General features: G+C 39.1%; 29 protein-coding genes. All 29 read right to left on the bottom strand.

All coding sequences use genetic code 11. From position 1 onward, the window contains the following. Window positions 1-6: 6 nt before the first annotated feature. From infA to HHK02_RS04945, 29 genes are read right to left on the bottom strand one after another with little or no spacing between them, the layout of a single operon-like run. Window positions 7-225, bottom strand: coding sequence for a translation initiation factor IF-1 (gene infA / locus HHK02_RS05085; protein WP_003664537.1), 219 nt, complete (start codon window positions 223-225; stop codon window positions 7-9). Then, window positions 226-345: a 50S ribosomal protein L36 gene (gene rpmJ / locus HHK02_RS05080; protein WP_003664535.1), complete on the bottom strand. Its 120-nt coding sequence runs from the start codon at window positions 343-345 to the stop codon at window positions 226-228. Then, a complete protein-coding gene (gene rpsM / locus HHK02_RS05075) occupies window positions 346-711 on the bottom strand; it encodes a 30S ribosomal protein S13 (protein WP_003672679.1) in 366 nt (121 codons plus the stop codon). Next, the gene (rpsK, locus tag HHK02_RS05070; protein WP_003664532.1) at window positions 712-1,101 is read right to left on the bottom strand and encodes a 30S ribosomal protein S11; all 390 of its coding nucleotides are present in this window, start codon (window positions 1,099-1,101) and stop codon (window positions 712-714) included. Beyond that, entirely contained in the window at window positions 1,102-2,046 is a 945-nt protein-coding gene (locus tag HHK02_RS05065; RefSeq protein WP_003664530.1) for a DNA-directed RNA polymerase subunit alpha, read from the bottom strand. Beyond that, a complete protein-coding gene (rplQ, locus tag HHK02_RS05060; RefSeq protein ID WP_003664528.1) occupies window positions 2,047-2,430 on the bottom strand; it encodes a 50S ribosomal protein L17 in 384 nt (127 codons plus the stop codon). Further along, window positions 2,431-3,258 carry an energy-coupling factor transporter ATPase gene (locus HHK02_RS05055; protein WP_139561401.1) on the bottom strand — a complete coding sequence of 276 codons (828 nt, stop codon included), beginning with the start codon at window positions 3,256-3,258 and terminating at the stop codon, window positions 2,431-2,433. Next, window positions 3,259-4,122: an energy-coupling factor transporter ATPase gene (locus tag HHK02_RS05050; RefSeq protein WP_181462834.1), complete on the bottom strand. Its 864-nt coding sequence runs from the start codon at window positions 4,120-4,122 to the stop codon at window positions 3,259-3,261. Next, a complete protein-coding gene (locus tag HHK02_RS05045) occupies window positions 4,123-4,926 on the bottom strand; it encodes an energy-coupling factor transporter transmembrane component T family protein (RefSeq protein WP_085680800.1) in 804 nt (267 codons plus the stop codon). Beyond that, entirely contained in the window at window positions 4,927-5,697 is a 771-nt protein-coding gene (gene truA / locus HHK02_RS05040; protein ID WP_078009224.1) for a tRNA pseudouridine(38-40) synthase TruA, read from the bottom strand. Continuing rightward, window positions 5,698-6,141 (bottom strand): 50S ribosomal protein L13, encoded by a 444-nt coding sequence (gene rplM, locus HHK02_RS05035; RefSeq protein ID WP_003672672.1) that lies wholly within the window; start codon window positions 6,139-6,141, stop codon window positions 5,698-5,700. Beyond that, window positions 6,142-6,537 (bottom strand): 30S ribosomal protein S9, encoded by a 396-nt coding sequence (gene rpsI / locus HHK02_RS05030; protein ID WP_003664516.1) that lies wholly within the window; start codon window positions 6,535-6,537, stop codon window positions 6,142-6,144. Beyond that, window positions 6,538-7,311 carry a (S)-acetoin forming diacetyl reductase gene (locus tag HHK02_RS05025; RefSeq protein WP_035160390.1) on the bottom strand — a complete coding sequence of 258 codons (774 nt, stop codon included), beginning with the start codon at window positions 7,309-7,311 and terminating at the stop codon, window positions 6,538-6,540. Continuing rightward, window positions 7,312-7,938, bottom strand: coding sequence for a glycoside hydrolase family 73 protein (locus HHK02_RS05020; RefSeq protein ID WP_181462833.1), 627 nt, complete (start codon window positions 7,936-7,938; stop codon window positions 7,312-7,314). It lies immediately after the preceding gene. Then, the gene (locus HHK02_RS05015) at window positions 7,939-8,514 is read right to left on the bottom strand and encodes a xanthine phosphoribosyltransferase (RefSeq protein ID WP_003672669.1); all 576 of its coding nucleotides are present in this window, start codon (window positions 8,512-8,514) and stop codon (window positions 7,939-7,941) included. Then, window positions 8,515-9,642 (bottom strand): ATP-grasp domain-containing protein, encoded by a 1,128-nt coding sequence (locus HHK02_RS05010; protein ID WP_003672668.1) that lies wholly within the window; start codon window positions 9,640-9,642, stop codon window positions 8,515-8,517. Further along, entirely contained in the window at window positions 9,643-11,916 is a 2,274-nt protein-coding gene (pcrA, locus tag HHK02_RS05005) for a DNA helicase PcrA (RefSeq protein ID WP_099979542.1), read from the bottom strand. Then, the gene (ligA, locus tag HHK02_RS05000) at window positions 11,917-13,959 is read right to left on the bottom strand and encodes an NAD-dependent DNA ligase LigA (protein ID WP_181462832.1); all 2,043 of its coding nucleotides are present in this window, start codon (window positions 13,957-13,959) and stop codon (window positions 11,917-11,919) included. After that, on the bottom strand, window positions 13,960-15,075 hold the full coding sequence (locus tag HHK02_RS04995) for a CamS family sex pheromone protein (protein ID WP_003664505.1): 1,116 nt from the start codon (window positions 15,073-15,075) through the stop codon (window positions 13,960-13,962). Beyond that, window positions 15,076-15,393 carry an Asp-tRNA(Asn)/Glu-tRNA(Gln) amidotransferase subunit GatC gene (gene gatC, locus HHK02_RS04990; protein ID WP_003668759.1) on the bottom strand — a complete coding sequence of 106 codons (318 nt, stop codon included), beginning with the start codon at window positions 15,391-15,393 and terminating at the stop codon, window positions 15,076-15,078. It abuts the gene before it with no gap. Further along, the gene (gene gatA, locus HHK02_RS04985) at window positions 15,394-16,866 is read right to left on the bottom strand and encodes an Asp-tRNA(Asn)/Glu-tRNA(Gln) amidotransferase subunit GatA (protein ID WP_099979545.1); all 1,473 of its coding nucleotides are present in this window, start codon (window positions 16,864-16,866) and stop codon (window positions 15,394-15,396) included. After that, entirely contained in the window at window positions 16,867-18,291 is a 1,425-nt protein-coding gene (gene gatB / locus HHK02_RS04980) for an Asp-tRNA(Asn)/Glu-tRNA(Gln) amidotransferase subunit GatB (protein ID WP_003664499.1), read from the bottom strand. After that, the gene (locus HHK02_RS04975; RefSeq protein ID WP_181462831.1) at window positions 18,292-19,299 is read right to left on the bottom strand and encodes a diacylglycerol kinase; all 1,008 of its coding nucleotides are present in this window, start codon (window positions 19,297-19,299) and stop codon (window positions 18,292-18,294) included. Further along, window positions 19,300-20,673, bottom strand: coding sequence for a 23S rRNA (uracil(1939)-C(5))-methyltransferase RlmD (gene rlmD, locus HHK02_RS04970; RefSeq protein ID WP_181462830.1), 1,374 nt, complete (start codon window positions 20,671-20,673; stop codon window positions 19,300-19,302). Next, on the bottom strand, window positions 20,674-21,597 hold the full coding sequence (locus tag HHK02_RS04965) for an IS30 family transposase (RefSeq protein ID WP_181462829.1): 924 nt from the start codon (window positions 21,595-21,597) through the stop codon (window positions 20,674-20,676). Next, the gene (locus tag HHK02_RS04960) at window positions 21,598-21,954 is read right to left on the bottom strand and encodes a hypothetical protein (RefSeq protein WP_181462828.1); all 357 of its coding nucleotides are present in this window, start codon (window positions 21,952-21,954) and stop codon (window positions 21,598-21,600) included. It abuts the gene before it with no gap. Next, window positions 21,955-23,172 (bottom strand): hypothetical protein, encoded by a 1,218-nt coding sequence (locus tag HHK02_RS04955; RefSeq protein WP_181462827.1) that lies wholly within the window; start codon window positions 23,170-23,172, stop codon window positions 21,955-21,957. Then, window positions 23,173-23,913, bottom strand: coding sequence for a methylase (locus HHK02_RS04950; RefSeq protein ID WP_231124906.1), 741 nt, complete (start codon window positions 23,911-23,913; stop codon window positions 23,173-23,175). Further along, window positions 23,914-24,099, bottom strand: a complete 186-nt coding sequence (locus HHK02_RS04945; RefSeq protein ID WP_181462826.1) for an Eco57I restriction-modification methylase domain-containing protein — start codon at window positions 24,097-24,099, stop codon at window positions 23,914-23,916. Between the last annotated feature and the right edge of the window lie 256 nt (window positions 24,100-24,355).

The raw sequence follows: 24,355 nt of genomic DNA, 5'->3' as shown, positions 1-24,355 counted from the left end.
ACTCATCTACTTGAACCGGAAAGTAATCCGACCCTTTGTAAGGTCATATGGAGACATTTCTACTTTAACACGATCCCCTGGTAAAATTTTAATGTAGTGCATCCGAATTTTACCAGAAACATGTGCTAAAATTTCTGCTCCGTTTTCCAATTCAACTTTAAACATTGCATTAGGCAAAGTTTCAGTTACTTTACCTTCTACTTCAATTACATCGGCTTTTGCCACTTACTTACCTTGACGTTGCTTATGCTTTGGGTTAGCAGAGCAAATAACCATAACACGACCGTTACGCTTAACGATCTTGCAGTGCTCACACATCTTTTTAACAGATGGTCTTACTTTCATCTACTTCTTCTTATTAGCGATAGCTACAGCCTTACCCTTACGAGTACGAGCATTGTTCTTAGTGTGTTGACCACGAACAGGTAGGCCACGACGGTGACGCATACCACGGTATGATCCAATTTCTTGAAGACGCTTGATATTCATTGAAACTTCACGCCGTAAATCACCTTCAACTTGAATTTGATCTACTTGTGCACGAATCTTTTCTTCTTGATCTGGAGTTAAATCACGAACACGGATGTCTTCTGATACACCAGCATTTTCAAGAATCTTCTTAGCAGTAGAATCACCAATACCAAAAATATATGTTAAGCCGACTACGATTCGCTTGTCACGAGGTAAATCGACACCTGCAATACGAGCCATTTAAACACGACGACGCTTTGGAGGACGAGAACCATTGTGAGGAACAGGTGTTACATCACGAATAGCAGTAACTTCCAATCCAGTTGCTTGAAGTGCACGGATAGCAGCTTCACGACCTGAACCTGGACCCTTAACTTCAACTTCAACAGTCTTCATACCATGTTCCATAGCTTGCTTAGCAGCAGCTTCTGATGCCATTTGAGCAGCAAATGGAGTGGACTTCCGACTTCCCTTAAAGCCTAAAACACCAGCTGAAGACCATGCTACAGCGTTACCTTGAACGTCAGTAATCATGATCAAAGTGTTGTTAAATGTTGAGTGAATGTGCGCAACACCAGTTTCAACATTCTTTTTTGCACGACGCTTACGCGTACCTTTTTTGGTTGCCATTTAGTCGTCTTGGCGAAATGAAACACCAAGATCATTTAATTTAAGTTTAATTTCTTCTAACGACTTTTGTCCTAAGTTCCGAACCTTCATCATATCAGACACTGTTCTATCAGTTAATTCCTTAACAGTATTGATACCAGCTCGCTTCAAACAATTGTAAGAACGTACAGAGAGATCAAGCTCTTCAATAGTCATTTCAAGCATCTTCTCTTTGTGTGTTTCTTCTTTTTCAACCATCACTTGAGCATTTTGAGCCGTTTCTGTTAAATCAACAAACATAGCTAAGTGTTCAGTCAAAATCTTCGCACCTAGACTAACTGCTTCAGTTGGTGTTAATGAACCATCAGTCCAAACATCCAGCGTCAACTTATCATAATCGTTACGTTGACCAACCCGTGCATTTTCAACAGTGTAATTTACACGTTCAATTGGGGTATAGATGGAATCAATCGGTAAAACACCAATTGCTAAATCATCCATCCGGGCCTTATTATCGTTAGCAGAAAGGTAACCGCGACCCTTATCAGCAGTTAACTTGATGTGTAATTCTGCGCCATCAGCAACAGTTGCAATATGCAGATCAGGATTTAAGATTGTAACTTCATTATCACCCTGGATATCACTTGCAGTTACTTCAGCAGGTCCTTTAACATCTAATTCAAGATTCTTTTGATCCTCAGAATCAAGCTTCAAAGAAACTTTCTTAAGATTTAGGATAATCTGCGTAACATCCTCAGTTACACCTTCAACAGTGCTAAATTCATGTAAAACACCATCAATTTGCATACTCGTAATCGCTGCACCTGGCAAAGATGCAATTAATACACGCCTTAACGAGTTACCGAGAGTGGTTCCATAACCGCGCTCAAGTGGTTCTACGACAAACTTACCGTAGTTATCTGTTTCTTCAACTTTGTGAATATTTGGCTTTTCAAATTCGATCATTTAGTCCACTAATTCAAGAATAACCATTGGTGCACCGTCACCACGACGAGGCATAGTCTTCAAGATGCGTGTGTAACCACCGTTACGATCTGCATACTTTGGAGCAAGTTCTTCAAAAAGGTTTTGAAGAGCAGATTGTACACGAATATCATCGCCATCTTCCTTAACATCAGCAACAACATTACGTACAAAAGCGGCAGCCTTACGACGAGAAGCTAAATCACCATGCTTAGCAAGTGTAATCATCTTATCAGCGGTCTTACGAACTTCCTTAGCACGTGCTTCAGTAGTGGTAATACGACCATTAACGATTAAATCTGTGGTTAAATCACGTAATAAAGCCTTACGTTGTGAACTTGTACGTCCTAATTTACGGTAACTCATTTACTGTAATTGCTGCTTTAGCCAATTTTTTAGCTCCTCTAAATTTAAATATCTATTTGGAACATTAATTCCTCGTTCAACCAATAATTTCTGCAGTTGCTGGCTTGCGGGAATTCCTACTCCAATTTCAAGTAATAATTCTTTATCTTTAAGGATTTCCGATGGAGCACCTTGTTTTACAACTTGCGAATCATTTAATACAACTATTTTGTCTGCTAATTCAATTTCTTTAAGATCATGTGTAATTGAAATAATTGAAAGATTATATTCTTTTTTTAATTTTTGTAATAAAGCTAAAATTTCTTGTCGTGCTAAAGGATCAAGCATACTAGTGGCCTCATCAAGGATTATTATCTTAGGCATTAATGCAAGGATTCCTGCAAGTGCTACCCGTTGCTTTTGTCCTCCTGAGAGATTAATAGGAGCTGTGTTTTTATAATCACTCATTCCTACCATCTTTAAGGCTTTATCAATCTTTTCCTCCATTTTATTTCGATCTACTTGTCGGTTTTCAAGTCCGAATGCAACATCGTCAGCAACGGTTGCTCCTACAAACTGATTTTCAGGGTTTTGAAAAACGAATCCAATATGCTGGTGAATCTTGCCTAAAGAACTTTCGTTAACTTGTATTTCGTCAACTTCAATCGATCCTGCAGTAGGACTAAGCAATCCATCAATTAATCGGGCTAATGTACTCTTTCCACTACCATTATGACCAATAATCGCTGTCCAAGAAACTGGTTCAAAATCCAGATTGATATTTTTTAAAACGGGGTATTTACTGTCTGGATATGTAAATACAAGTTTTCGAATCTTTATTCCAGTCACTCATTTTCTTTTTCTCCTCATCGCTTCTGCTATTTCATCTGCTAACACATCAAGCGTAAGCGGTTCTGTATTTTTTAAGGTTATCCCATCTTTACTAAGGAATTGCGCAACCTCGACAGAAACAGGCAAAGTCAATGATAGTTTTTTTAATCGTTGAGCATCCCTAAATAATTGCTGAGGAGTAGTATCCGCAACAACCTGCCCATTGCTCATTGCAATTACGTGGTTAGCATAATAGGCCACCTGCTCCATATGGTGAGTAACCATTATAATCGTTGTTCCCTTCTCGTTAAGATCTTTAATAAGTTTAAGTAAATCATTAGTTGCTTGAGTATCCAGTCCTGCTGTTGGTTCATCAAGAATTAAAATTTGGGGATCCATTGCTAAAACGCCAGCAATCGCTACTCGCCTCATTTGTCCTCCAGAAAGTGCGAAAGGGGAGTGTGACTTTAATTCTAAGGGCAAATCCACCATTTTTAATGCTTCATCAACTGCTTTTTCAATTTTTTTTGCAGGCCACCCTAAATTATGAGGCCCAAAAGCAATATCCTCCGCAACTGTTTCTGCAAATAGTTGCTGTTCAGGAAATTGGAATACAAAACCGACTTGATGGTGGATTTTACTTAAATATTCAGTTTTTGTCGTTGCATTAATTTCTAAACCTGCTACATTAAGTTCCCCACTACTGGGCTTTATTAATCCATCAATTAATGAAACCAATGTCGACTTTCCACTTCCGGTTTGTCCAATAATAGCAACAAATTCTTGCTCTTTAATTGTTAATGAGACATTATGTAAGGCTTCATTAGTAGAATTAGGATATGTATAGTGGAGTTTTTTTACTGTAATTGCTGCTTTAGCCAATTAGAAAAATATTCGAATACAAACTAGACCAACTGTCACAATCAATAGCGCCAAGCCAGCCCAAGCATCATTTTTATGCCAAACTAATTGACGATAATGAGTCCGTGGTGCATTAGGATCATACCCTCGTGCTTCCATTGCCGTTGCTAATTCTTCAGCACGCTTAAACGAGTTGACAAACAATGGGATAAGAATCGGAACTAAATGTTTAATCCGTGTCAAAAGATTTCCAGCGTTAAAATTAATCCCGCGGGCCCGCTGAGCTTTCATAATTTTATTAGTTTCATCCATAATAGTTGGAACAAAGCGTAATGCAATGGAAAGCATTAACGTAATCTGGTTGACAGGAACTTTAATCACTTGTAATGGTTTCATTAACCATGCCAAGGCATCTGCAATTTGAAAAGTTTGCGTAGTGGCAGTTAAGACAGTTGAGGCAGTAATAATCACAATAAACCGATAAAAAATAATTAATGAATTAATAAGGCCGTCACGGGTTATTGCCATAATTCCCCAATGCCAATACGCCTTTCCGCCACTACTAAATAAAATTTGAAACGCTACTGTTATCAAAATAATTAAAAATAACGGCTTAATCCCTTGCCAATATTGTCTTAAACCAACATTACTTAACTTAATTGCCGCAAGGAGCGCTAATAAAAGCCATATAGCAGCTAAAAAATTATTCACGAAGAAAATTAAAATAACGTAAATAATACACATGATTAGTTTTATTCGTGGATCAAGACGATGGAGGATCGATTTTACTGGTACATAACTACCAAATACGATTTTACTATTCATTCAATCCTTTTCATCATTTGTTCCATAATCTACATTAACTAAATATAAACCACTTGCTGGAGCCGTCATCCGTGCCAATGTCCGATCCTTTGCCTCAAGGACTCGAGACACGTCATCTACTGGCCGCTGATTGCTCCCGATTTCTAAAAGAAAAGCCACCATTATTCGGACTTGGTTATAGAGAAAACCATTACCAGTAAAATCAAAGACGACTTCATTTCTTAATTCATCTCGTTTAATCGTGATACTCTCAATCGTCCGAACATTGCTTTTTGCTTGACTCCCCGACGCAACAAAACTTGTAAAGTCATGAGTTCCAACTAAATCATTAGCTGCTTTTCTCATCTTTTCTAAGTTAAGAGGATATTTAAAATGAGAAGTATAGTTGCGTTTAAATGGGTTCACAAATTCCCCCTGATCAACCCGGTAACGATAAGTCTTACGATGAGCACTGTATCGCGCATGGAAATCATTATCCACTAATTCGGCCTTCTTAATTAAAATATCCAGTGGCAAAATACTATTGAGGGCTTTTCTCATAGATTCATTACTTAAATGATAGGGAATATCAAAGTGCGCAACCTGATTAAGAGCATGCACCCCTGCGTCTGTTCTTCCTGAGCCGATAACAGGAATAGCAGGCTTTGGGTGCTTAGCAATTTTATTTACTGCATTCTTTAATGTTTGTTCTACTGTCCGCTTATTTGGTTGAATTTGAAAACCGGAAAAATTGGTTCCATCATAAGCAAAGGTTATTTTATAACGATACATTTAGATTAAGTTAGTAATGTCTAAAACTTCTGGGTTTTGTGCAGCATGTTTGTGGTCTTCACCAGCATAAACATGTAACTTCAAACCTTGCTTGTGACCAAGAGAGTTGTGTGGAAGCATACCCTTGATAGCAGTTTCCAATAACTTCTCTGGTTCCTTTGCAAGGAAGTCACCAGCAGTCCGTTGCTTCAAACCACCAGGGTAGTTTGAGTGACGGTAGTACATCTTTTGAGATGCTTTCTTACCAGTTAACTTAACTTGCGCAGCGTTGATAACGATAACGTAATCACCAGTATCAACGTGTGGAGTAAATGTTGGTTTGTTCTTACCGCGCAAAATTGATGCTACTGCAGATGCTAAACGACCCATTGGGACATTCTTAGCATCGACAACGTACCATTTGCGTTCAACTTCACCAGGTTTTGCGATGTATGTCGTTCTCACTTAACGCTTACTGAATTGAGCAGCCTTACGAGCTTTCTTAAGACCTGGCTTACGACGTTCCTTCATACGAGGGTCACGAGTTAAGAGACCAGCCTTCTTTAAAGCGTCACGGAAGTCTGGATCAACAGCGAGAAGTGCACGGGCGATACCGTGACGTACTGCACCTGCTTGACCAGAGAATCCACCACCATTAACGTTAGCTAAAACGTCGTATTGACCTTCTGTTTTAGTAACAGCAAATGGTTGGTTAACGATAGCACGTAAGTTGGCAAATGGAATGTAGTCTTCAATTGCCTTGCCGTTCATCGTAATCTTACCTGAACCTGGTACTAAGCGAACACGTGCGGTTGCATCCTTACGCCGACCAGTACCACTGTATTGTACTTGTTGAGCCAATTAATGGAATTGCATTCCACCATCAACAATAATTGTTTGTCCAGTAACGTAATTTGAATCAGGACCAGCTAAGAAACTTACCACATTAGCAACATCCTCTGGTTCAGAAAGACGCTTCATTGCAATGTTCTTGGCAAAGGTTTCCATTCCCCATTCATCACTCTTACCAGCATTTTGACCAACTTGATGCGCAATATCATACATCATCGGAGTCTTAACAATTCCTGGTGCAAAAGCATTTACCGTAATATCTTCAGTTGCCAAATCTTGAGCTACTACCTGCGTAATTCCTCGAATAGCAAATTTTGTTCCGGAATAAAGTGCAAGATTAGGATTACCAACAACACCAGCTTGAGATGTAGCATTGATAATCTTACCACCATGACCGAGCTCCTTAAATGCCTTGTGGGCAGCTTGAATTCCCCATAAAACCCCAGCAACATTTACGCCATATACTTTTTCAAATTGTTCAGGTGTAATTGAATCAATTGGGGTAGTAGGACCTAATCCAGCATTATTAACGATTACATTAAGATCTCCAAAATGTTCGACTGTCTTCTCAACAGCTGCAAACACTTCTTCTCTATTTGCTACATCGGCTACAAGTGGTAATGCTTCCCCACCATTATTAGTCAGTTCATCAACAACTTGTTGGAGCTTTGCCTCGTTTAATGCTACGAGAGCAACCGCAAAACCATCCTTAACCAATCTTTCTACAATTGCTTTACCAATTCCTTGGCTTGCTCCAGTTACTAACGCTACCTTTTTAGTCATTTACTTATCATAATTATATAATTTATACGCCTTAATCACCGAAATTAATTTTTGTGCATAATCAGGATCAGTCGCATACCCTGCTTCTTGCAATCCCCGAGCTGCTTCTTGATAATTAGTCGCATGGACAACTCGATCATAATTTTGCTGATTGGTGTCTGTTCCATTTAACATCAAGCGCGTATGGTCTTTAATAGAATCACTCCAACTATCATAAACGCGGAATCGTCCCTTAGTAACGATCCACTTACCATTAATATATTCTTTAGTTGTCATTACTCGTGAATTTGCTCCCGTTCCCTTAATTCCAAATAAATTATGGTATTGTGACGCTAACTGACTTGTTCCCCATTGAGATTCAAGAATCGCTTGGGCAATCGTAATTGATGCATAGACATGATAGGTATTTTGCATTGCCTGGGCTTCAGGAGCAACTTGCTGAATAAATAATTGCTTCGCTCGGCGATCCTTTTCACGTGCCTCTTGTTCAATTCGTTGCTGATTCCAGATTCGGTAAAAATGGTGCCCAACGTAAACACCCAAAAAGATAACAATAACAGCAAGAATGCTAATAATCCAATTTCTACCCATATGGCGGTTTTTGTTTCTCCGCTTCCGTTTTGCCACTTAGTCTTTTACGAATTCAACTTTATTATCACTCAATGATTGAATTCGTGCCAATGATTCGACACGAATTCCACGTTCTTTTAGTTCACCAGCTCCAGGTTGAAAACTCTTTTCAATAACTATTCCTGCACCCGCTACTTGAACCCCTGCTTGATCGGCAATTTCTAATAATCCCTCTACTGCTTGACCATTAGCCAAGAAATCATCAATCATTAAAATCTTATCATTAGCATCTACATACTTTTTAGAAATTGAAATCCGATTGGTTGTTTTCTTAGTATACGAATATACATCAGCAGTATACATATTTTGGTTAAGAGTAAGACTCTTATGCTTACGAGCGAAAATAACTGGGAGATTCATTTCCAACCCAGTCATTACAGCTGGAGCAATTCCGGATGATTCGACTGTCCAAATCTTAGTAATGCCTTCATTAGCGAAAAGCTTGGCAAATTCTTGACCGATATGTAACATTAATTGAGGATCAACTTGATGGTTTAAAAAAGCATCTACTTTTAAAACATTACCCGGTAAAACAGTCCCGTATTCCTTAATCTTTTCTTCTAACTCTTTCATTTATTCGTTCCAAACTTCAGTATCGTCAACCTGATTCTTTAAGGCTGCCAAGTTATCGCCGCCAGTTACCCAGACAAAGCCTAGAATTGCCTGATCGTCATCCCCAACATCATTAAAGAACCTAAATTGCCAGTTATTCTTTAGCAACCATTGCCGTTGAATTGCTCGTGATTGATAATTACGAACGACCATCAATAAGCCAATTTGTAATGGTGTAATAACATGTAGGGGCATTCCAACAGTGCTTCTTAATTGTTCTTCATACTGGTCAACATTTGCTGTGACATCATAAATATTAGCAATCGACGTTAACCCTGGTTCAATATTCTTTACATAAAGAGTACCAGTAGAAGTAACATAAAAGTTAACCGAAAATACCCCCCGATATTCAAGAGATGCCGCAACACTTTTTACAATCCGTTGCATCTCTTTTAACATATCATCGTGAATATTTGCTGGTGTCGCAACAGAAATCAATTGGCGCTTGTCATTGTAATGAAGCTGAGCAAGTGGGAAAATCTCTGTATCTTTTCCATCAGTTGCCGCTGTCATAGTATATTCATTTGTATGTTCAATCCACGATTCTAGTAAATATGTACCCGTATCAATAAAATCAGCGGCGCGAGTAATATCAGATTGACGCTCAATCAGCATTGAATTTTCCCCAATTCCTCGTTGAATGGGTTTTAACAACGCAGGATAGCCAATGGAATCGATTGATTGGTAAACATCATCTAAACTAACCACCGTCATATATGGAGCAATATTAATATTTACCTGATCTAAGAAAGCACGTTCCATTAATCGGTCTTGAACAATCTCAAGAGCATTAATCCCCTGAGGAATCACTGCATATTGACTCAAAAAGTGCATGACGCGAGAATCGACATTAGGGGTTTGATAAATAATTGCATCACATGCTTCACCAAACTGAGTTAGTTTTGTCCGATCGTTCATTGCCCCTACAATGGTAAAATCAGCCATTTTAGTTACTAATGGCTGAGAACGATTCACATACACACCAACGTTAAAGCCTGCCTTCTTCGCTGTTGCAATAAGTGCTGCCCCATTGCGATTAATTCCAATAATTCCTAAAGTACTACCTGGGTAAATAGCATCTCTGCCCATTTATTTTTGTACTTTCGTAATTGGGGCAAAACTTGCCAATAAGCGCTTTACACCCTGACTTGGAAAGGCAATATCTAATTCCATATCATTACCACTACCGTTAACTTTGACCACTGTTCCTTGGCCCCACTTTTTGTGTTCAACCTTATCGCCAGTTTTCCAGCCAACCTTATCGGCCCCAGTTCCGGTGTTAGTAATTGGTTTAACCCGCTTGCCAGCACTGCGATATGTTCGCTTTTGCTGATCACGGTAGGTAGTAGCGGTTGCGGCAGCACGATCAAATGGCAGTTTACTATCTTTAATGCTATTACCTGATGGGCTATTTTCAAACTGTAACAACTCAGAATCAATTTCTTCTACAAATCGTGATGGTTGGTTACGCTGGATACGACCATAAAGTAAACGTGAAAAGGCATTAGTAAGATAAAGCTTTTTCTTTGCCCGTGTAATTCCAACATAGGCTAAGCGACGTTCTTCTTCCAATTCATCATCTTCCATTAAAGCTCGCGATAATGGGAAAATACCTTCTTCCATTCCCACAAGGAAAACAACTGGAAATTCAAGTCCCTTAGCTGCATGTAATGTCATTAAAGTTACAGCTGGTGCTTGTTCATCAACATCATCTTGATCTGAGACAAGGGCCAAATCAGCTAAAAAGTTAATAATTTTTTGCAAGTTAGGATCATCATCGTCTTTATGCTGCTCATCATATTCTTGTGTAACCGACTTAAATTCATCAAGGTTTTCACGACGAGCTTGTGCTTCAAGGCTTCGATCATCACTTAGCATTTTGTTGTAGCCACTTAACTCTAAAATCTGTTCAGTTAAATCAGTTAATGTGAGATATTCTGCTTGTTTAGTCAAGTTAGCCATTAATTGACCAAATTCATCAATTTTATTTCGTGTTCGTGCAGTAATTTCACTAGCAGTATCAACATTTTGAGCTGCCTTTAATAATGTCCAGCCATTTTCATTAGCGAAATTGCGAAGATGTTCCACACTAGTTAAACCAATTCCTCGTTTGGGCATATTAACAACTCGTTCAAAGCTCATTGAATCGGCAGGATTAACGATTAAGGTCAAATATGCTAAAATATCACGAATTTCACGCCGGTCATAGAATTTATGGCCACCAACCATCGTATAGGGAATACTACTCTTCAAGAAAGTTTCTTCAACCATCCGTGATTGTGCATTAGTCCGATAAAGAATTGCAAAGTCATTAAAGTGATAGCCATGCTTTTCTTGTTCTTCTTTAATCTTCGAAACAATAAACTGCGCTTCATCATGTTCATTTTGCGCGCGGTAATACGAAATTTTGTCCCCTTGACCATTTTCTGTCCACAGATTCTTCTTTTTTCGATAAAGGTTATTAGCAATAACTTCATTTGCCGCATTTAAAATTGTTTGCGTTGATCGATAGTTTTGCTCAAGCATTACCGTCTTAGCTTGGGGATAATCATGTTCAAAATTCAAAATATTGTTCATATTAGCTCCACGCCAACCATAAATACTCTGATCTGCATCCCCTACCACACACAAATTTTGGTACTTTTGCGCTAATAGATTAACTAACCGGTATTGGGCATCATTCGTATCCTGGTATTCGTCAACATGGATGTAGTGGAACTTATCTTGATAAAATTCAAGCGTCTCTTGATCACTTTCCAATAACTCAATGGTCTTCATAATCAGATCATCAAAATCTAATGCTTGATTAGTTTCTAGCTCTTGTTGGTAAAGCTTATATGCTCGCGCGACCATGTTTTCAAACATACTATTAGCTTCTTTGCTATAGTCATCTGGCGTCAACAAAGCATTTTTAGCATTAGAAATCGCACTTAAAATACTGCGGGGATCAAATTTTTTAGTATCAATATTTAATTCTGCACAAATCCGCTTCATTAACGTCCGTTGCTCACTTGTATCAGCAATCGTAAAGGCGCGATTATAGCCAATTTTTTCAATATCACGACGGAGGATTCGAACACATAATGCGTGAAAAGTCGATACCCAAATCTCATTAGCACTTTCACCAAGTAATTTACCGACCCGCTCTTTCATTTCGCGCGCAGCCTTGTTGGTAAAAGTAATCGCTAAAATATTCCATGGTAATACACCATTTTCTTCAATTAAGTAAGCAACCCGGTGTGTAAGAACCCGTGTCTTTCCTGATCCAGCACCGGCCATTACTAATAATGGTCCCTCTGTAGTTAATACTGCTTCGGATTGCTTATCATTCATTCCTTCTAATAATGCTTGCCCGTTATTCACTTACTGTTCCTCCTTCATTGCTTGGCTGAATTGCTGTTCATTCCATACGTCAATACCCAAGTCTTGAGCTTTTGTTAGCTTACTACCAGCATCAGCACCCGCAATGACAATATCTGTTTTCTTTGAGACGCTTCCGGTTACCTTAGCCCCGTGGTTTTCAAGCCATGATTTTGCTTCCCCACGAGTCATTTCAGTTAGCTTACCAGTCAGTACTACTCGCCGACCATTCCATTCACTATCAGGATTAGCATTTGACCGTGAGCCAAGATAAGCAAAGTTTACCCCAACTTCTCGTAATTCGTCAATTAATTTAACAACTTGTTGATTAGCAAAATAAGTTACGATACTTTCGCCAATTGTTGGACCAATTCCACTAATCGCAGAAATCTCATCATCATTAGCCTTCATTAAGCTATCAAGGTCACCGAAATGTTCCATGATAATTCGAGCAGCTTTCGCACCAACATGCCGAATTCCAAGACCAAATAATAAGCGCTCGACAGAATTATTACGACTATTATCGATCGATGTCAATAGGTTAGAGGTCGATTTCTCGCCAAATTTATCTAAAGTTAATAATTGGTCATGATTAAGTCGATATAAACCGGCAACATCATGAATCAATTCTTTATCCCATAGCTGTTCAATGATTCTAGGACCAAGTCCATCAATATTCATGGCATTCCGGGAAGCGAAATGTGCTAAGCCTTCTTTAATTTGCGCTGGACACATTGGATTAATACAGCGTAACGCAACTTCACCATCAAGATGAACTAATTCTGAGCTACAGACCGGACACTTCGTTGGAATCTCATATTCAACTGAATCTGCAGGACGTTTAGTTAGATCTACTTTTGAAATTTCAGGAATAATGTCACCCGCTTTATGCAGGTAAACAGTATCACCAATCCGAATATCTTTTTCACGCAAGTAATCAGGATTATGCAAAGAAGCTCGACTAACTGTTGTACCCGCTAATTGAACTGGGTCCATAACTGCTGTTGGCGTTACATTGCCGGTCCGACCGACAGTCCAGACAATATCACGGACAATCGTTGCTTGCTCTTCGGGAGGGAATTTATAAGCAATTTCCCAGCGTGGCACCTTAACTGTATTCCCAAGGGCAACTTCCGTATCAAGGTTGTTTACTTTTTCAACAATTCCATCGATCCCGTAAGTGAGCTTGTCTCGTTGAGCTGTATATTCTTCAATATACTTCTCAATCTCTTCACGGTTATGAACAACTCGATTATTAGGATTAACATTAAACCCTAATTCTCGCATACGATCAAGTGCTTCCGCTTGGGTCTTCACCCCCAACTTTTGATATTCAGGAACATAATATATAAATGTATCTAGTTCACGTTGCGCCGTTACTTTCGGATCTAATTGCCGCAAACTTCCGGCTGCTGCATTCCGAGGATTAGCAAAAACCGGCAATCCTTCTGCTTCGCGTTTAGCATTTAACTTTGCAAAAGCCGCTTTTGGCATATAACATTCGCCCCGAACCTCGATCGATAATGGTTCTGGTAATTCTGCGGGAACTGACTTGATAGTTCGGACATTAGCAGTAACATCTTCACCAATCGTTCCATTGCCACGCGTAGAACCTTGAACTAACTTTCCATTCTCGTAAACAAGTGAAAGAGAAAGACCATCGATTTTTAGTTCGAGATTATATTCGGGCTCAACTTCGACATCCCGATTTTCCTGTTGTCGTTGGTTAAAGTCCATCAATTCTTCAATCGAAAAGACATCCCCCATCGATAACATCGGAATTTCGTGCCGAACTTTTGTTAATTGGCTTTCTGTTGCTCCTCCTACTCGTTGAGTTGGCGAATCAGCAGAGACTAATTGTGGAAATTGTTCTTCCAGCTGTACTAATCGCTGATACGCACGGTCATATACATGATCCTCTACGGTTGGATTATCTTGTTCATAATATTCTTTTCCCCATTTAGTCAATTTTGCTCGTAATGGCTTAATCTCATCTTGAGCTTCTTGAAGGGTTAATTCTTTTACTGGCGTCTGTTTTTCACTCATTTAATAAGAATCAAAAATATGCGACTGGAAGTTATCAGAACCAGCATTCCGATAAACAACCGCTTGAATTTCTGAATCAGATTGAATCTTAATATCAATCGGAATCCCATTAGGCAGGTACTTCTTTGCTGCCCGGGTAATATATTGGGTAAAACTAGTAATTTCACTTTGACTATAGAACTGAGTAGTAACGGTAATGTGCATCCCCGACAAAGTTCCATTTTCATATTGTGCTTGCGCTGTAACTCCGCTCAAGTTAGGGAAGAAACTTTGAATCTGACTCTTAAAGTTTGAGAAACTATCGTCATCAGTTTGATCAGAACTATTAGTTGTTGCTGCACTAGCCTTTGGAAGGACTACATTCTTATAATTTAACTTCCGCCAGCTACTAATCGTATTACCACTATTCTTGCTATAAGCAAAGAATGTACCACCAACTAAACTATCATCTGGTGCTTGTTTGTATAGTGCAATCACGATTGGAACATTTCCAACGCCTGACTTTTTCCGCACTCGTTGAAGAACCTTTTGTGCCGCGATTTCACCTTGACGACGAACCTCACTATCACTAATCTTCTTAGTTAAAGTTGGTCCTCCTGTCTTAGTTTGGTAGTTGTATTCGGAATTTATTCCAATCCCAATCGTAATCCCCCGCAATTTCATGGAATTACCACTTTCTTGCATATAATCTTGTTCTTCAATTTGTTGAATATAGACTGGGTTAGGGTTACTCTTCTTTCCTTGAGCAGGGTTTAGCCCTTCAGGATTACTCTTTGTTTTTCGGCCAAGCCAGTTTTCAATCGTCCCACTACTAAGGTATTGACCTTCTTGGAAAATATAGCTTTTTGTTGAAAAGACCCGTTTTGAAACCTGAGTCAAACCACTTTCAAAGCTTTTAAGGTTATATTGATTATCATTTTGTGAGACATTTATACCTCGAGCTTTACTTGTTCGGTAACGACCATTTTTAATCACACCTTGATAAGTACCATTACTTGAACCAGTCGTTGAATAGTTTTTCGATGACGACTTTCCTCCAAAACCACATGATGCAAGCAAGACAGTACACATCAAAACGGCAGCACTAACGGCTATTTTTTTTGCCTTTCGCTTCACTTATTCGCCGTCCTCACTTTCGTCAAGAATTGCTGGAACCTTGATGTAGCCACCATCAGTTTCAGGAGCATTGTTAAGCAAGGCTTCTTGTTCGTCTTTAGAACTCTTAACTGCCTTATCTTCACGCATTACATTTACCCGATCGGTTGCTGATGTCATTGGTTCAACGCCATCGGTATCAACCGCTTCGAGGTCTTCAAACATATCAATAATGTTTCCTAGTTGAGTGGTAAACTTACCAAGTTCATCCTTAGGGAACTCAAGCTTAGCAAGTTCAGCAACGTGTTCTACTTGTTGCTCAGTGATTTTACTGGCCATTTAGTTTTGACCTCCTAACTGTGGTGTCTTCTTATGGAAATCAGTTGTCTGTTCAAAGACATATCCAGTGTTATAAACTGTTTGTTCGTCAAATGCTTTTCCGATGATTTGCAGACCAACTGGCATGCCATTTTTAGCAGAGAAACCAGCAGGAATGGACATTGCAGGAAGACCGGCCATATTAACGGGAACAGTCAATACGTCGTTCATGTACATAGTTTGTGGATCATCAATCTCCGCACCAATCTTAAATGCTGTTGAAGCACCAGTAGCACCAACGATTACATCATGATCCTTAAATACGTCTTCAAAATCTTGGGCAATAAGACGGCGAACTTTAGCGGCCTTATTAAAGTAAGCATCATAGAAACCAGCAGAGAGAGAGAAGGTCCCTAACATAATCCGCCGCTTAACTTCTTCACCGAAACCTTCCGAACGAGAACGAACATAAACGTCTTCCAAGTTCTTAACATCAGCAGCTCGGAAGCCATAACGGATACCATCGTAACGTTGGAGGTTAGAAGATGCTTCAGATGAGGCTAAAATGTAGTAAGCAGGAACCCCATACTTGGTGTGTGGCAAACTTACTTCATCAACAATTGCGCCGAGGGATTCTAAGTGGTCCAAAGCAGCCTTGATTACTTCTTGAACATCTTCGTCTAAGCCATCAAAGTATTCCTTTGGCACAGCAATCCGTAAGCCTTTAACATTCGTATTTTCGTTTAATTGGGCTGCCCAGTCTGGAACTTCTTTAAGTGAGGATGTCATATCCCGTTCATCATTTCCACTGATGAGGGCGGTCAACAAGGCATTATCCTTAACATTTTGGGTCAACCAGCCGACTTGGTCAAAACTTGAACCAAAGGCAATGATTCCCCAGCGTGATACACGACCGTATGTAGGCTTCATCCCAACGACACCGTTAAAGGAAGCAGGCATCCGAATAGAACCACCAGTATCAGTACCAAGCGCACCTAAAACATCTCCGGCCGCAACAGCAGCAGCAGAACCACCGGAAGAACCACCAGGAACCCGTGTAAGATCCCATGGATTATGAGTCGTAAAGAATGCTGAATTTTCAGTAGATGACCCCATGGCAAATTCATCAAGGTTAGTCTTACCAACGTTGATGTAATCAGCGGCATTTAACTTTTCAACAACTGTCGCGTCATATACGGGGTTAAAGTTTTCAAGCATCTTAGAAGCAGCCGTCGTTGTAAGGCCCTTAGTTAAAATATTATCCTTAACTGCAAGCGGAACCCCTGCAGTTAATTGATCAGCACTAATGCCCTTTGCATCAATCTCAGCTGCCCGCTTCAGTGCTTGGTCTTCATTTAAGCTGATGAAGGCTTTAACTTGATCTTCGTTACCCTTAATGTGGGCAAAAGTTTCCTTTGTTAATTCAGTTGCACTGATTTTCTTATTTACCAAGTCATCGTGCAATTGACTCAAGCTTGTTTGGTAAAAATCCATCTATTTAGCCTTCAAAGACTTCATCAATAATTGAGTAACAACTTGTGGGTTAGCCTTACCACGCGTTTGCTTCATGATTTGACCCATTAAGTAGCCGACAGCCCGGTCTTTACCATTCTTAAAGTCTTCAATTGATTGTTCGTTGTTATCAAGAACTTCATCAACAATTGGCTGTAGTTGCGCAGGATCAGATAATTGAACAAGACCGTGTTCCTTTGCGTAAGCATTTGGTTCTTCACCATCTAAGATTCCCTTGAAGACCTTCTTAGCCATCTTAGAAGAAATTGTTCCGTCTTCAATCAACTTCACCATGCCGGCAAGGTTAGCTGGAGTAAGCTTAGTATCTTGTAAGTCAACTTGCTTATCGTTCAAGTATGAGTTTACATCGTTCATTAAGTAGTTGGCTACCCGCTTAGGATCGCCACCGTCCTTAACAGCTTCTTCAAAGAAATCAGACATTTCCTTAGTCTGGGTAAGAACCATCGCATCGTAATCAGTTAAGCCAAGATCCTTAACATAGTGCTCACGACGCTCACCAGGCATTTCTGGCATTTCGCTTTCAATTTCACTAATCCATTCATCGCTAACGTTTACTGGTGGCAAGTCTGGTTCTGGGAAGTAACGGTAATCATCCGAACCTTCCTTTGTCCGCATCAGAATAGTCTCACCAGTCGCTTCATCATAACGACGTGTTTCCTGACCAATGTGTCCACCAGCCATCAATACTTTTTGATGCCGTTTTTCTTCAAATGCGAGGGCCTTCCGAACATAATTAAAGGAGTTGATGTTCTTCATTTCTGTCTTGGTCCCAAACTTGTCAGAACCGATTGGCCGAATTGAGATGTTGGTATCAACCCGCATGGATCCTTCTTCCATCTTCACGTCAGAGATCCCTGTAAATTGGATCCGTTGACGCAATGCTTCCAAGTAAGCCACCGCTTCTTCAGGCGAGGCAATATCTGGCTTAGAAACAATTTCGATCAGCGGTGTTCCTTGCCGGTTCAAGTCAACATATGAATACTTACTGGTGTGAGTGTTCTTACCAGCATCTTCTTCAATATGCATTTCTTTGATACCGATCTTTTTCTTCTTACCGTTTACTTCAATTTCAATCCAACCGTCATGAGCGATTGGTGTATCTGATTGAGTAATCTGGTAGGCTTTCGGGTTATCAGGATAGAAGTAGTTCTTCCGATCAAAGTGCATGTGGTGGGCAATTTGAGCATGAAGAGCAAGTCCAGCCATGATTCCGTCACGAACGACGCCCTTATTTAAACTTGGCAATACACCAGGGTAACCCCAGTCAATGACATTGGTGTTTGCGTTAGGCTGGTCACCGTATTCAACGGGGGATGGACTGTAAATCTTTGAATTAGTCTTTAATTCAACGTGGACTTCTAGACCGATTGTTGTTTGAAAGTTCATCTATTTCTTTTCGCGATCTTTATAATCGTCAATGCCATTCATAAAGTCCTCTTCGACCCGCTTAAAATCAGCTGAAGTTGTAATCGCATCTTCTGGAATCTCATCCAAGTTAGCAATTACTTCTAGGTGCTGTTTAAGGTTATGGAATTTCATTGGCGCGTCGCCACCGTATTCTCCGTCCAGGTTAACCATCAAGCGGTCATCCTTGTTTAGCGGAATAACTTCAATATCGGTTGCCTTAGCATAAATAATGCGCGGATCATCAAGGTGCTTTCCTTGAAGTGCCTTTGCCATTAAGCTGAGCATATCGATCACGCTGCTCTTCTTAACAATAATCATCGTAAATTTTCCATCATCAAGTGAAGCATCCGGCACAATCTGTTCAAAACCGCCGACCGAATTAGTCAAGGCAATCATAAACATGGAAGCACTGCCCCGGTATTCCCGATTATCATACTTGATTAGCATGTCGACTGGCTTAATCCGCGGCATTAACTCTGCTCCCTTGGCGAAGTATGCTGCGTAACCAAAGAGGGACTTCATTTGCGAAGGGACCTCATAGGTTAATTCAGTCATCGTTCCACCAGCAGCAATGTTCATGAAGTAATTTTCACCAGCCCGACCAATATCAATCTTAAATTTCTTATTCTTCTTTAAGATTAACTTAGCCGCAGCGATCGGATCATCACGAGGAATCCGTAATGCCCGTGCATAGTCATTAGTCGTCCCTGCTGGAATAATCGCTAATGTTGGCCGATGTTCTAACCCAGCAATTCCATTAACCACTTCATTCAGAGTACCATCTCCACCAGCAGCTACAATCAAATCAAAACCGTCTTCAGCAGCACGGGTGGCTTCGTTCTTAGCCGAGTTAGGCGCAGGAGTAGTCGCAAAAGCACTAGTTTCATATCCAGCTTTCTCATAAATTGCGAGAATATCAACTAAATCACTTCGCAATGTTTCACGGCCTGAGGTAGGATTATAAATTATCCGAGCACGTTTTCGCACCTATTCGTCACGTTGAAGCAAAGTAACGCTCTCCACATGCGTCGTCTGTGGAAATTGGTCCACCGGCTGAATTGGCTTTGTTACATAGTAGCCTTGGTCAGCGAACCGCTTGATATCCCGAACTAAAGTAGCAGGGTTGCAAGAAACATAAATCACTTTCTTTGGTCCCATTTTACCGGTGGCTTCGATCAGACTTTCAGCAAGACCTTTCCGTGGTGGATCAACGATGACAACATCTGGTTTGAGTCCTTCTGCTTGCCACTTAGCAAATTGATCTTCCGCCTTACCAACAACAAATTTGGCGTTCTTAATACCATTCCGTTTAGCATTATGTTTGGCGTCTTCAATCGCGGCGGGAACAATTTCGACCCCGTAAACTTGCTTAGCGTGTTTAGCTACTGCAAGGGAGATCGTGCCAATTCCACAATAGGCATCGATAACGGTTTGATTGCCGTCCAAGCCAGCATTGTCGATGGCTGTCTGGTAAAGGCGTTCAGTCTGTCGCGGATTAATCTGGTAGAAGGATAATGGTGAAATTGCAAAATCAATCCCGAGGAGCTGATCATGAATTTCATCAGCACCCCATAATGTTTTATTCTTATCGCCGAGCAAGCGGTTCGTTCGCTTATCATTGATGTTTTGCACAATACTTTTTACTTCTGGAACTCCGGCAACGATACCATCCACGATTTGTTTTTCCATTGGCAACCGCTTCGTATTCGTGACTAAGGCCACCATCATTTCATGGCTGTAGTATCCCCGCCGAACCATTACTGTGCGAATCACACCTTTACCAGTTTGTTCATCATATGGCGTAATGTGGTATTGCCGTAATAAGTCACGAACAACCACAATGGCCTTATCAATTTCTGGATCCTGAATATAGAAATCTTCAATCGGTACTAAACTGTGGCTCCCCCGCTTGTAAAAACCGGTTTCTAATTGACCGCGGACCATTTTTACTGGTACTTGGGCCTTATTGCGGTAATGATAAGGCTTTTCCATCCCCATCGTTGGCAAAACTTCAATCTCATCTAAGTGTGCTTTGGCCAATAATTCTTGAATTTGGTGTTGCTTGAATTTCAACTGAGCATCATATTTCAAATGACCAAGCGGCGCAATTCCCGTTTGAATGTATTTTTTATCCTTAACATCAACGCGGTCTGGACTCTTCGTCTGCCAGTCCATTACCCGTCCCCAAGCAAAGTGGCTGGTTACCTTGGTGATCTTTACCGTAATCTCTTCACCGGGAAGGGCATTAGGAACAAAGACGGGAAAATCATCAATCTTAACGACCCCATTGCCCTCGTAAGATAAATCCACTACCTTCGCTGGATATTCTTCATTTTTATGTACTGGAATGTTTAATTTCAATCATCGAAGCATTTTTCGCATAAAGACTTCAATGGGTGATCGCCAGTTGAGACATTTAAGTGGCCGAGAGTTTAAGTACCAGTTAATCTGAATTAGTTCTTGATCACTGATCTCTTCAATTGGCTTGCCTTTAGGGATAAAACGACGCAAGACCCGATTACGATTCTCATTACTACCTCGTTCATGCGGCGAATAAGCATGGGCAAAGTAAAGATTAATGCCCGTCTGTTCTTCAATCTCACGATAGTTAGCGAACTCTTTACCATGATCGACGGTGATGGTCTTAAGTTTGGGTCCTAATTGTTTCGCTAATTCTAGCATGGCCATTGTCATTGCCTGACTACTACGACTTTCAAGGCGTTTAACCACGGTTAATCTACTTTGCCGTTCGACAAAAGTGGCCACCGCTTGTCCTCTTCGTTTACCAGATAGAACAGTGTCAGCTTCAAAGTGACCAAACGTTTTACGAGTCTTAACTTCCTGTGGACGTTCTTCAATTGAACGGCCATGACTAAATGTTCCCCGAGTTTCTTTCGCCCGATGACGACGAATGCCTCGGTCAGGTAAGTCCGATGGTTGGATGTCAAGTATACCTTGGTCAATCCAGTTGTAAATGGTCTTATAAGCAATCCCAACCATATGAGCAACCTGTTCAGGCGACCACTTCTGAATCTTGACTTTGTCTTCAACCAAGCGTTTTAGATTAGCAGTCAGCACATATTTACGTCCACGTAACTTAAGCTTTGTCTCATGATCCTGTTGAGATCGCTTAGCATTATAAGGTAAAGGGAGACGATGTAATTCATTGAAAATCGTTGTTTTACTGAAGCCTAGATAGTCAGCAATATAGCGAAGCGAACGGTGTTCATGAAGTAAAGTTTCAATGACAACGCGGTCTGAAAATGATAAGATAGTGGTGCCCATTTATGCCATTCTGATAATTTTTAATAAAGTTAAGAGTTGCTTCATGTAAATCAAAACATGTAAATCAAAACTATCATATTCAAAGATATCTAAAATATTATGATTAATAAATTTAACAATATCTCCAATAAGTTTACTTTGATTTTTTTCGATCCTTGTTATCAGATTTCTAATCAACTTTTGGTTATTATCGTCAATAATGAGTGGTATACACTCTTTTAAATTCAAAATTTTATTATTAATAAGCCAACGAACATAGTCATCCATGCTATTTATGCTTTCAAGATGTCTACTTACTAAATCCATAAAATAAGTGTAATTGTCAATAAGCGTTTTAATTGTATACGGTGTATCCAACTATTCGTAATCCAACAATCCAGCATAAATAGTATTTAAGACATCGGTTAAAAGATACATTAATAGACATACTGCACTTAAAGAAAGTGAATTTTTATAAACGTTAAATAGATGTGCTAGCTTATTTTGATAATTATGTCCTATATCGTTATTTTCTCCAGAATTGATTAAAAAATAAGCTAACGTTAATAGATGATCTTTACTAAATGGTCCATTAGCATTCATGTCAGGATTTAATAATGATCCTAGAGTTACATTGCTATAATTTATATACATAACTTGTTCATTCTTTATTCTATATTGTTCTCTTAATAAGCTCTCAATTAAAGCACTGCATAAAATTTCAATATTATAATCTAGAGCTTTTCGTAATGTCACTTGAGAATTTTCTGTCTTAATTACATTTTGTATTAGCATACTAACATCTAGTACCAACATTCTTCCCTCTTCTAAAATATCACTATCAAAGTTAAGTCTTTTCGTTACTAAAGAGAGTAGACTAAGGAAGTCATTAAAATACGTTGTATAATATTTTTCCTTTTGCAGGATTCCAATGAATAAAGCATTGCCAATACCTGCAATAGATTCTATAGTTTGCTGCCTTATCAAAGTATAGTAATCGTCAGTAGGGATATTTGATGTAAAGATATCCATTATACTATTAGGAATATTTTTAATTGATAGATTACTTTCTATAATTTTCTTTTCAGTTTTTTGATGTGTCAAACTTAACATGCGTATAGCTGGATTAGTTTGCGATATCCAATTAGTTAATATTTTTTCAACGGGAATCATTTGCTTAATTTCTACACCGTGTTTCAAAACATAATTTGAAATGTCCTTATCTAACTTTCTATTTATATCTCTAATTTTATTTGCTCGACTATCTCTTTTACTCTTAAAAAAGCTCAATAAGGCCTTACCTATGTCACTTAATTCAAAAGGTCTATTTCCATTCGGATTATCTTCAACTAATATTTGATACTTTTGATATATATCTTTTATTACTCTATTAGATAAATCAACATAGTTTTCATCATGGTAATTACTAATTATCGAGCAAATATTAATTATTTGTACGGTTATAACGGAATCATCTAAATTAAGAGGTTTATCGTTATAAATAAGCTTTCTCAACAGATCAATATTATTTTTAAAGGTCTTGCTAAATTCATCAAAGTTGTATAAAAAATAAGCTCTTCTTTTCTTAAAAAGCAATTATTTCTCATATACTTTCGTAATTAATACTGGCTTACTTGCTTTAGAATCATCATTTTCTATATCACCGAAAAGACTTAGCTGCCCTTCATTAGCATTCACATCATTTATATCATCATTGTTAAATAAGGATTTATATGTAAATATTTCTTGTTTTACTTTATTCTCATAAGGAATCCATTCCCTAAACTCTATTAATTTCTCCTCTGAGTTCTTAAAAGTTAGTGTGTTCCCCTGCACAATATTAGCATTGATGACATATTTTGCCGACTTATATAGATCAGTATTACTACTTAACTCTTTTTGTATAAATGCTTGATAATGATTTATGAATATATCCATCATTGCCTGCTTTGCTTTTATCAAGTTATCCTCTAGCAATTCAATTGCGTAAATACTCATCAAAGCCCACAAAGCGTTATTTTTCCACGTAGTTTTGTTAGATATTTGGTCTACATGATTTAGTTTCTGGTGTAAAATTTCTTTTAAAAAAGCTCCCTCTCCAGCACTGGGCTCAAAAAAAGTGGCATGTAAATTATGAAGTTTTTCCTGAATTGATGGCTCAGCTAGCATTTTCTTGACCATCCACTTAGGAGTAAAAACCTCCCCGTGGTGTTGGACACGATCTTTTGATTTTATTAGATTGTCATCTTCTATAACGTTTTTAAGCTCAAATTTTTTGTCATGTGTCTCAAACTGCTGTTCGTCAAAGAGGCTAATTTCTTCTTTATTAATCTTCATTTACAAACCGCGATTAAATAAAAATCTACCTGGATGAATTAATTCTACAATTTTACCTATTTTATATGCTTCAACAATAAACTTATCGTAAATTGGAGGAGCGTATCTTTTATTATCTCCCTTAGTTTCATCCTGATAAGGCGGGTTCCCAATTACCACATCAAATTTAAATTTTTTATTGTTCATATCGCGGTTTGTAAAATTAAGTTAGAAAAATAAAAAGCCATTTGTGGTAGACTTTTGAATACCCATACATCAAAAGAAAGGACACCACAAATGACCTACCATCATCTTACCATAGACGAACTAACGATGAGTAGTATTGGACTTCAACTTGTCTAGCAGCCTTATCCAGTTAATTTCAGCCTTATAGCTACTTCTTGTTCATCGATGCAGTACTTTGCCTTAGACTTCCTTCAGATTCCACCTCACGGTGGACACC

This window comes from Limosilactobacillus reuteri, from assembly GCF_013694365.1.
Classification (GTDB): domain Bacteria; phylum Bacillota; class Bacilli; order Lactobacillales; family Lactobacillaceae; genus Limosilactobacillus; species Limosilactobacillus reuteri_E.
The sequence above is the reverse complement of the archived record's forward strand: the minus strand, read 5'-3'. Positions and strand labels throughout refer to the sequence as shown.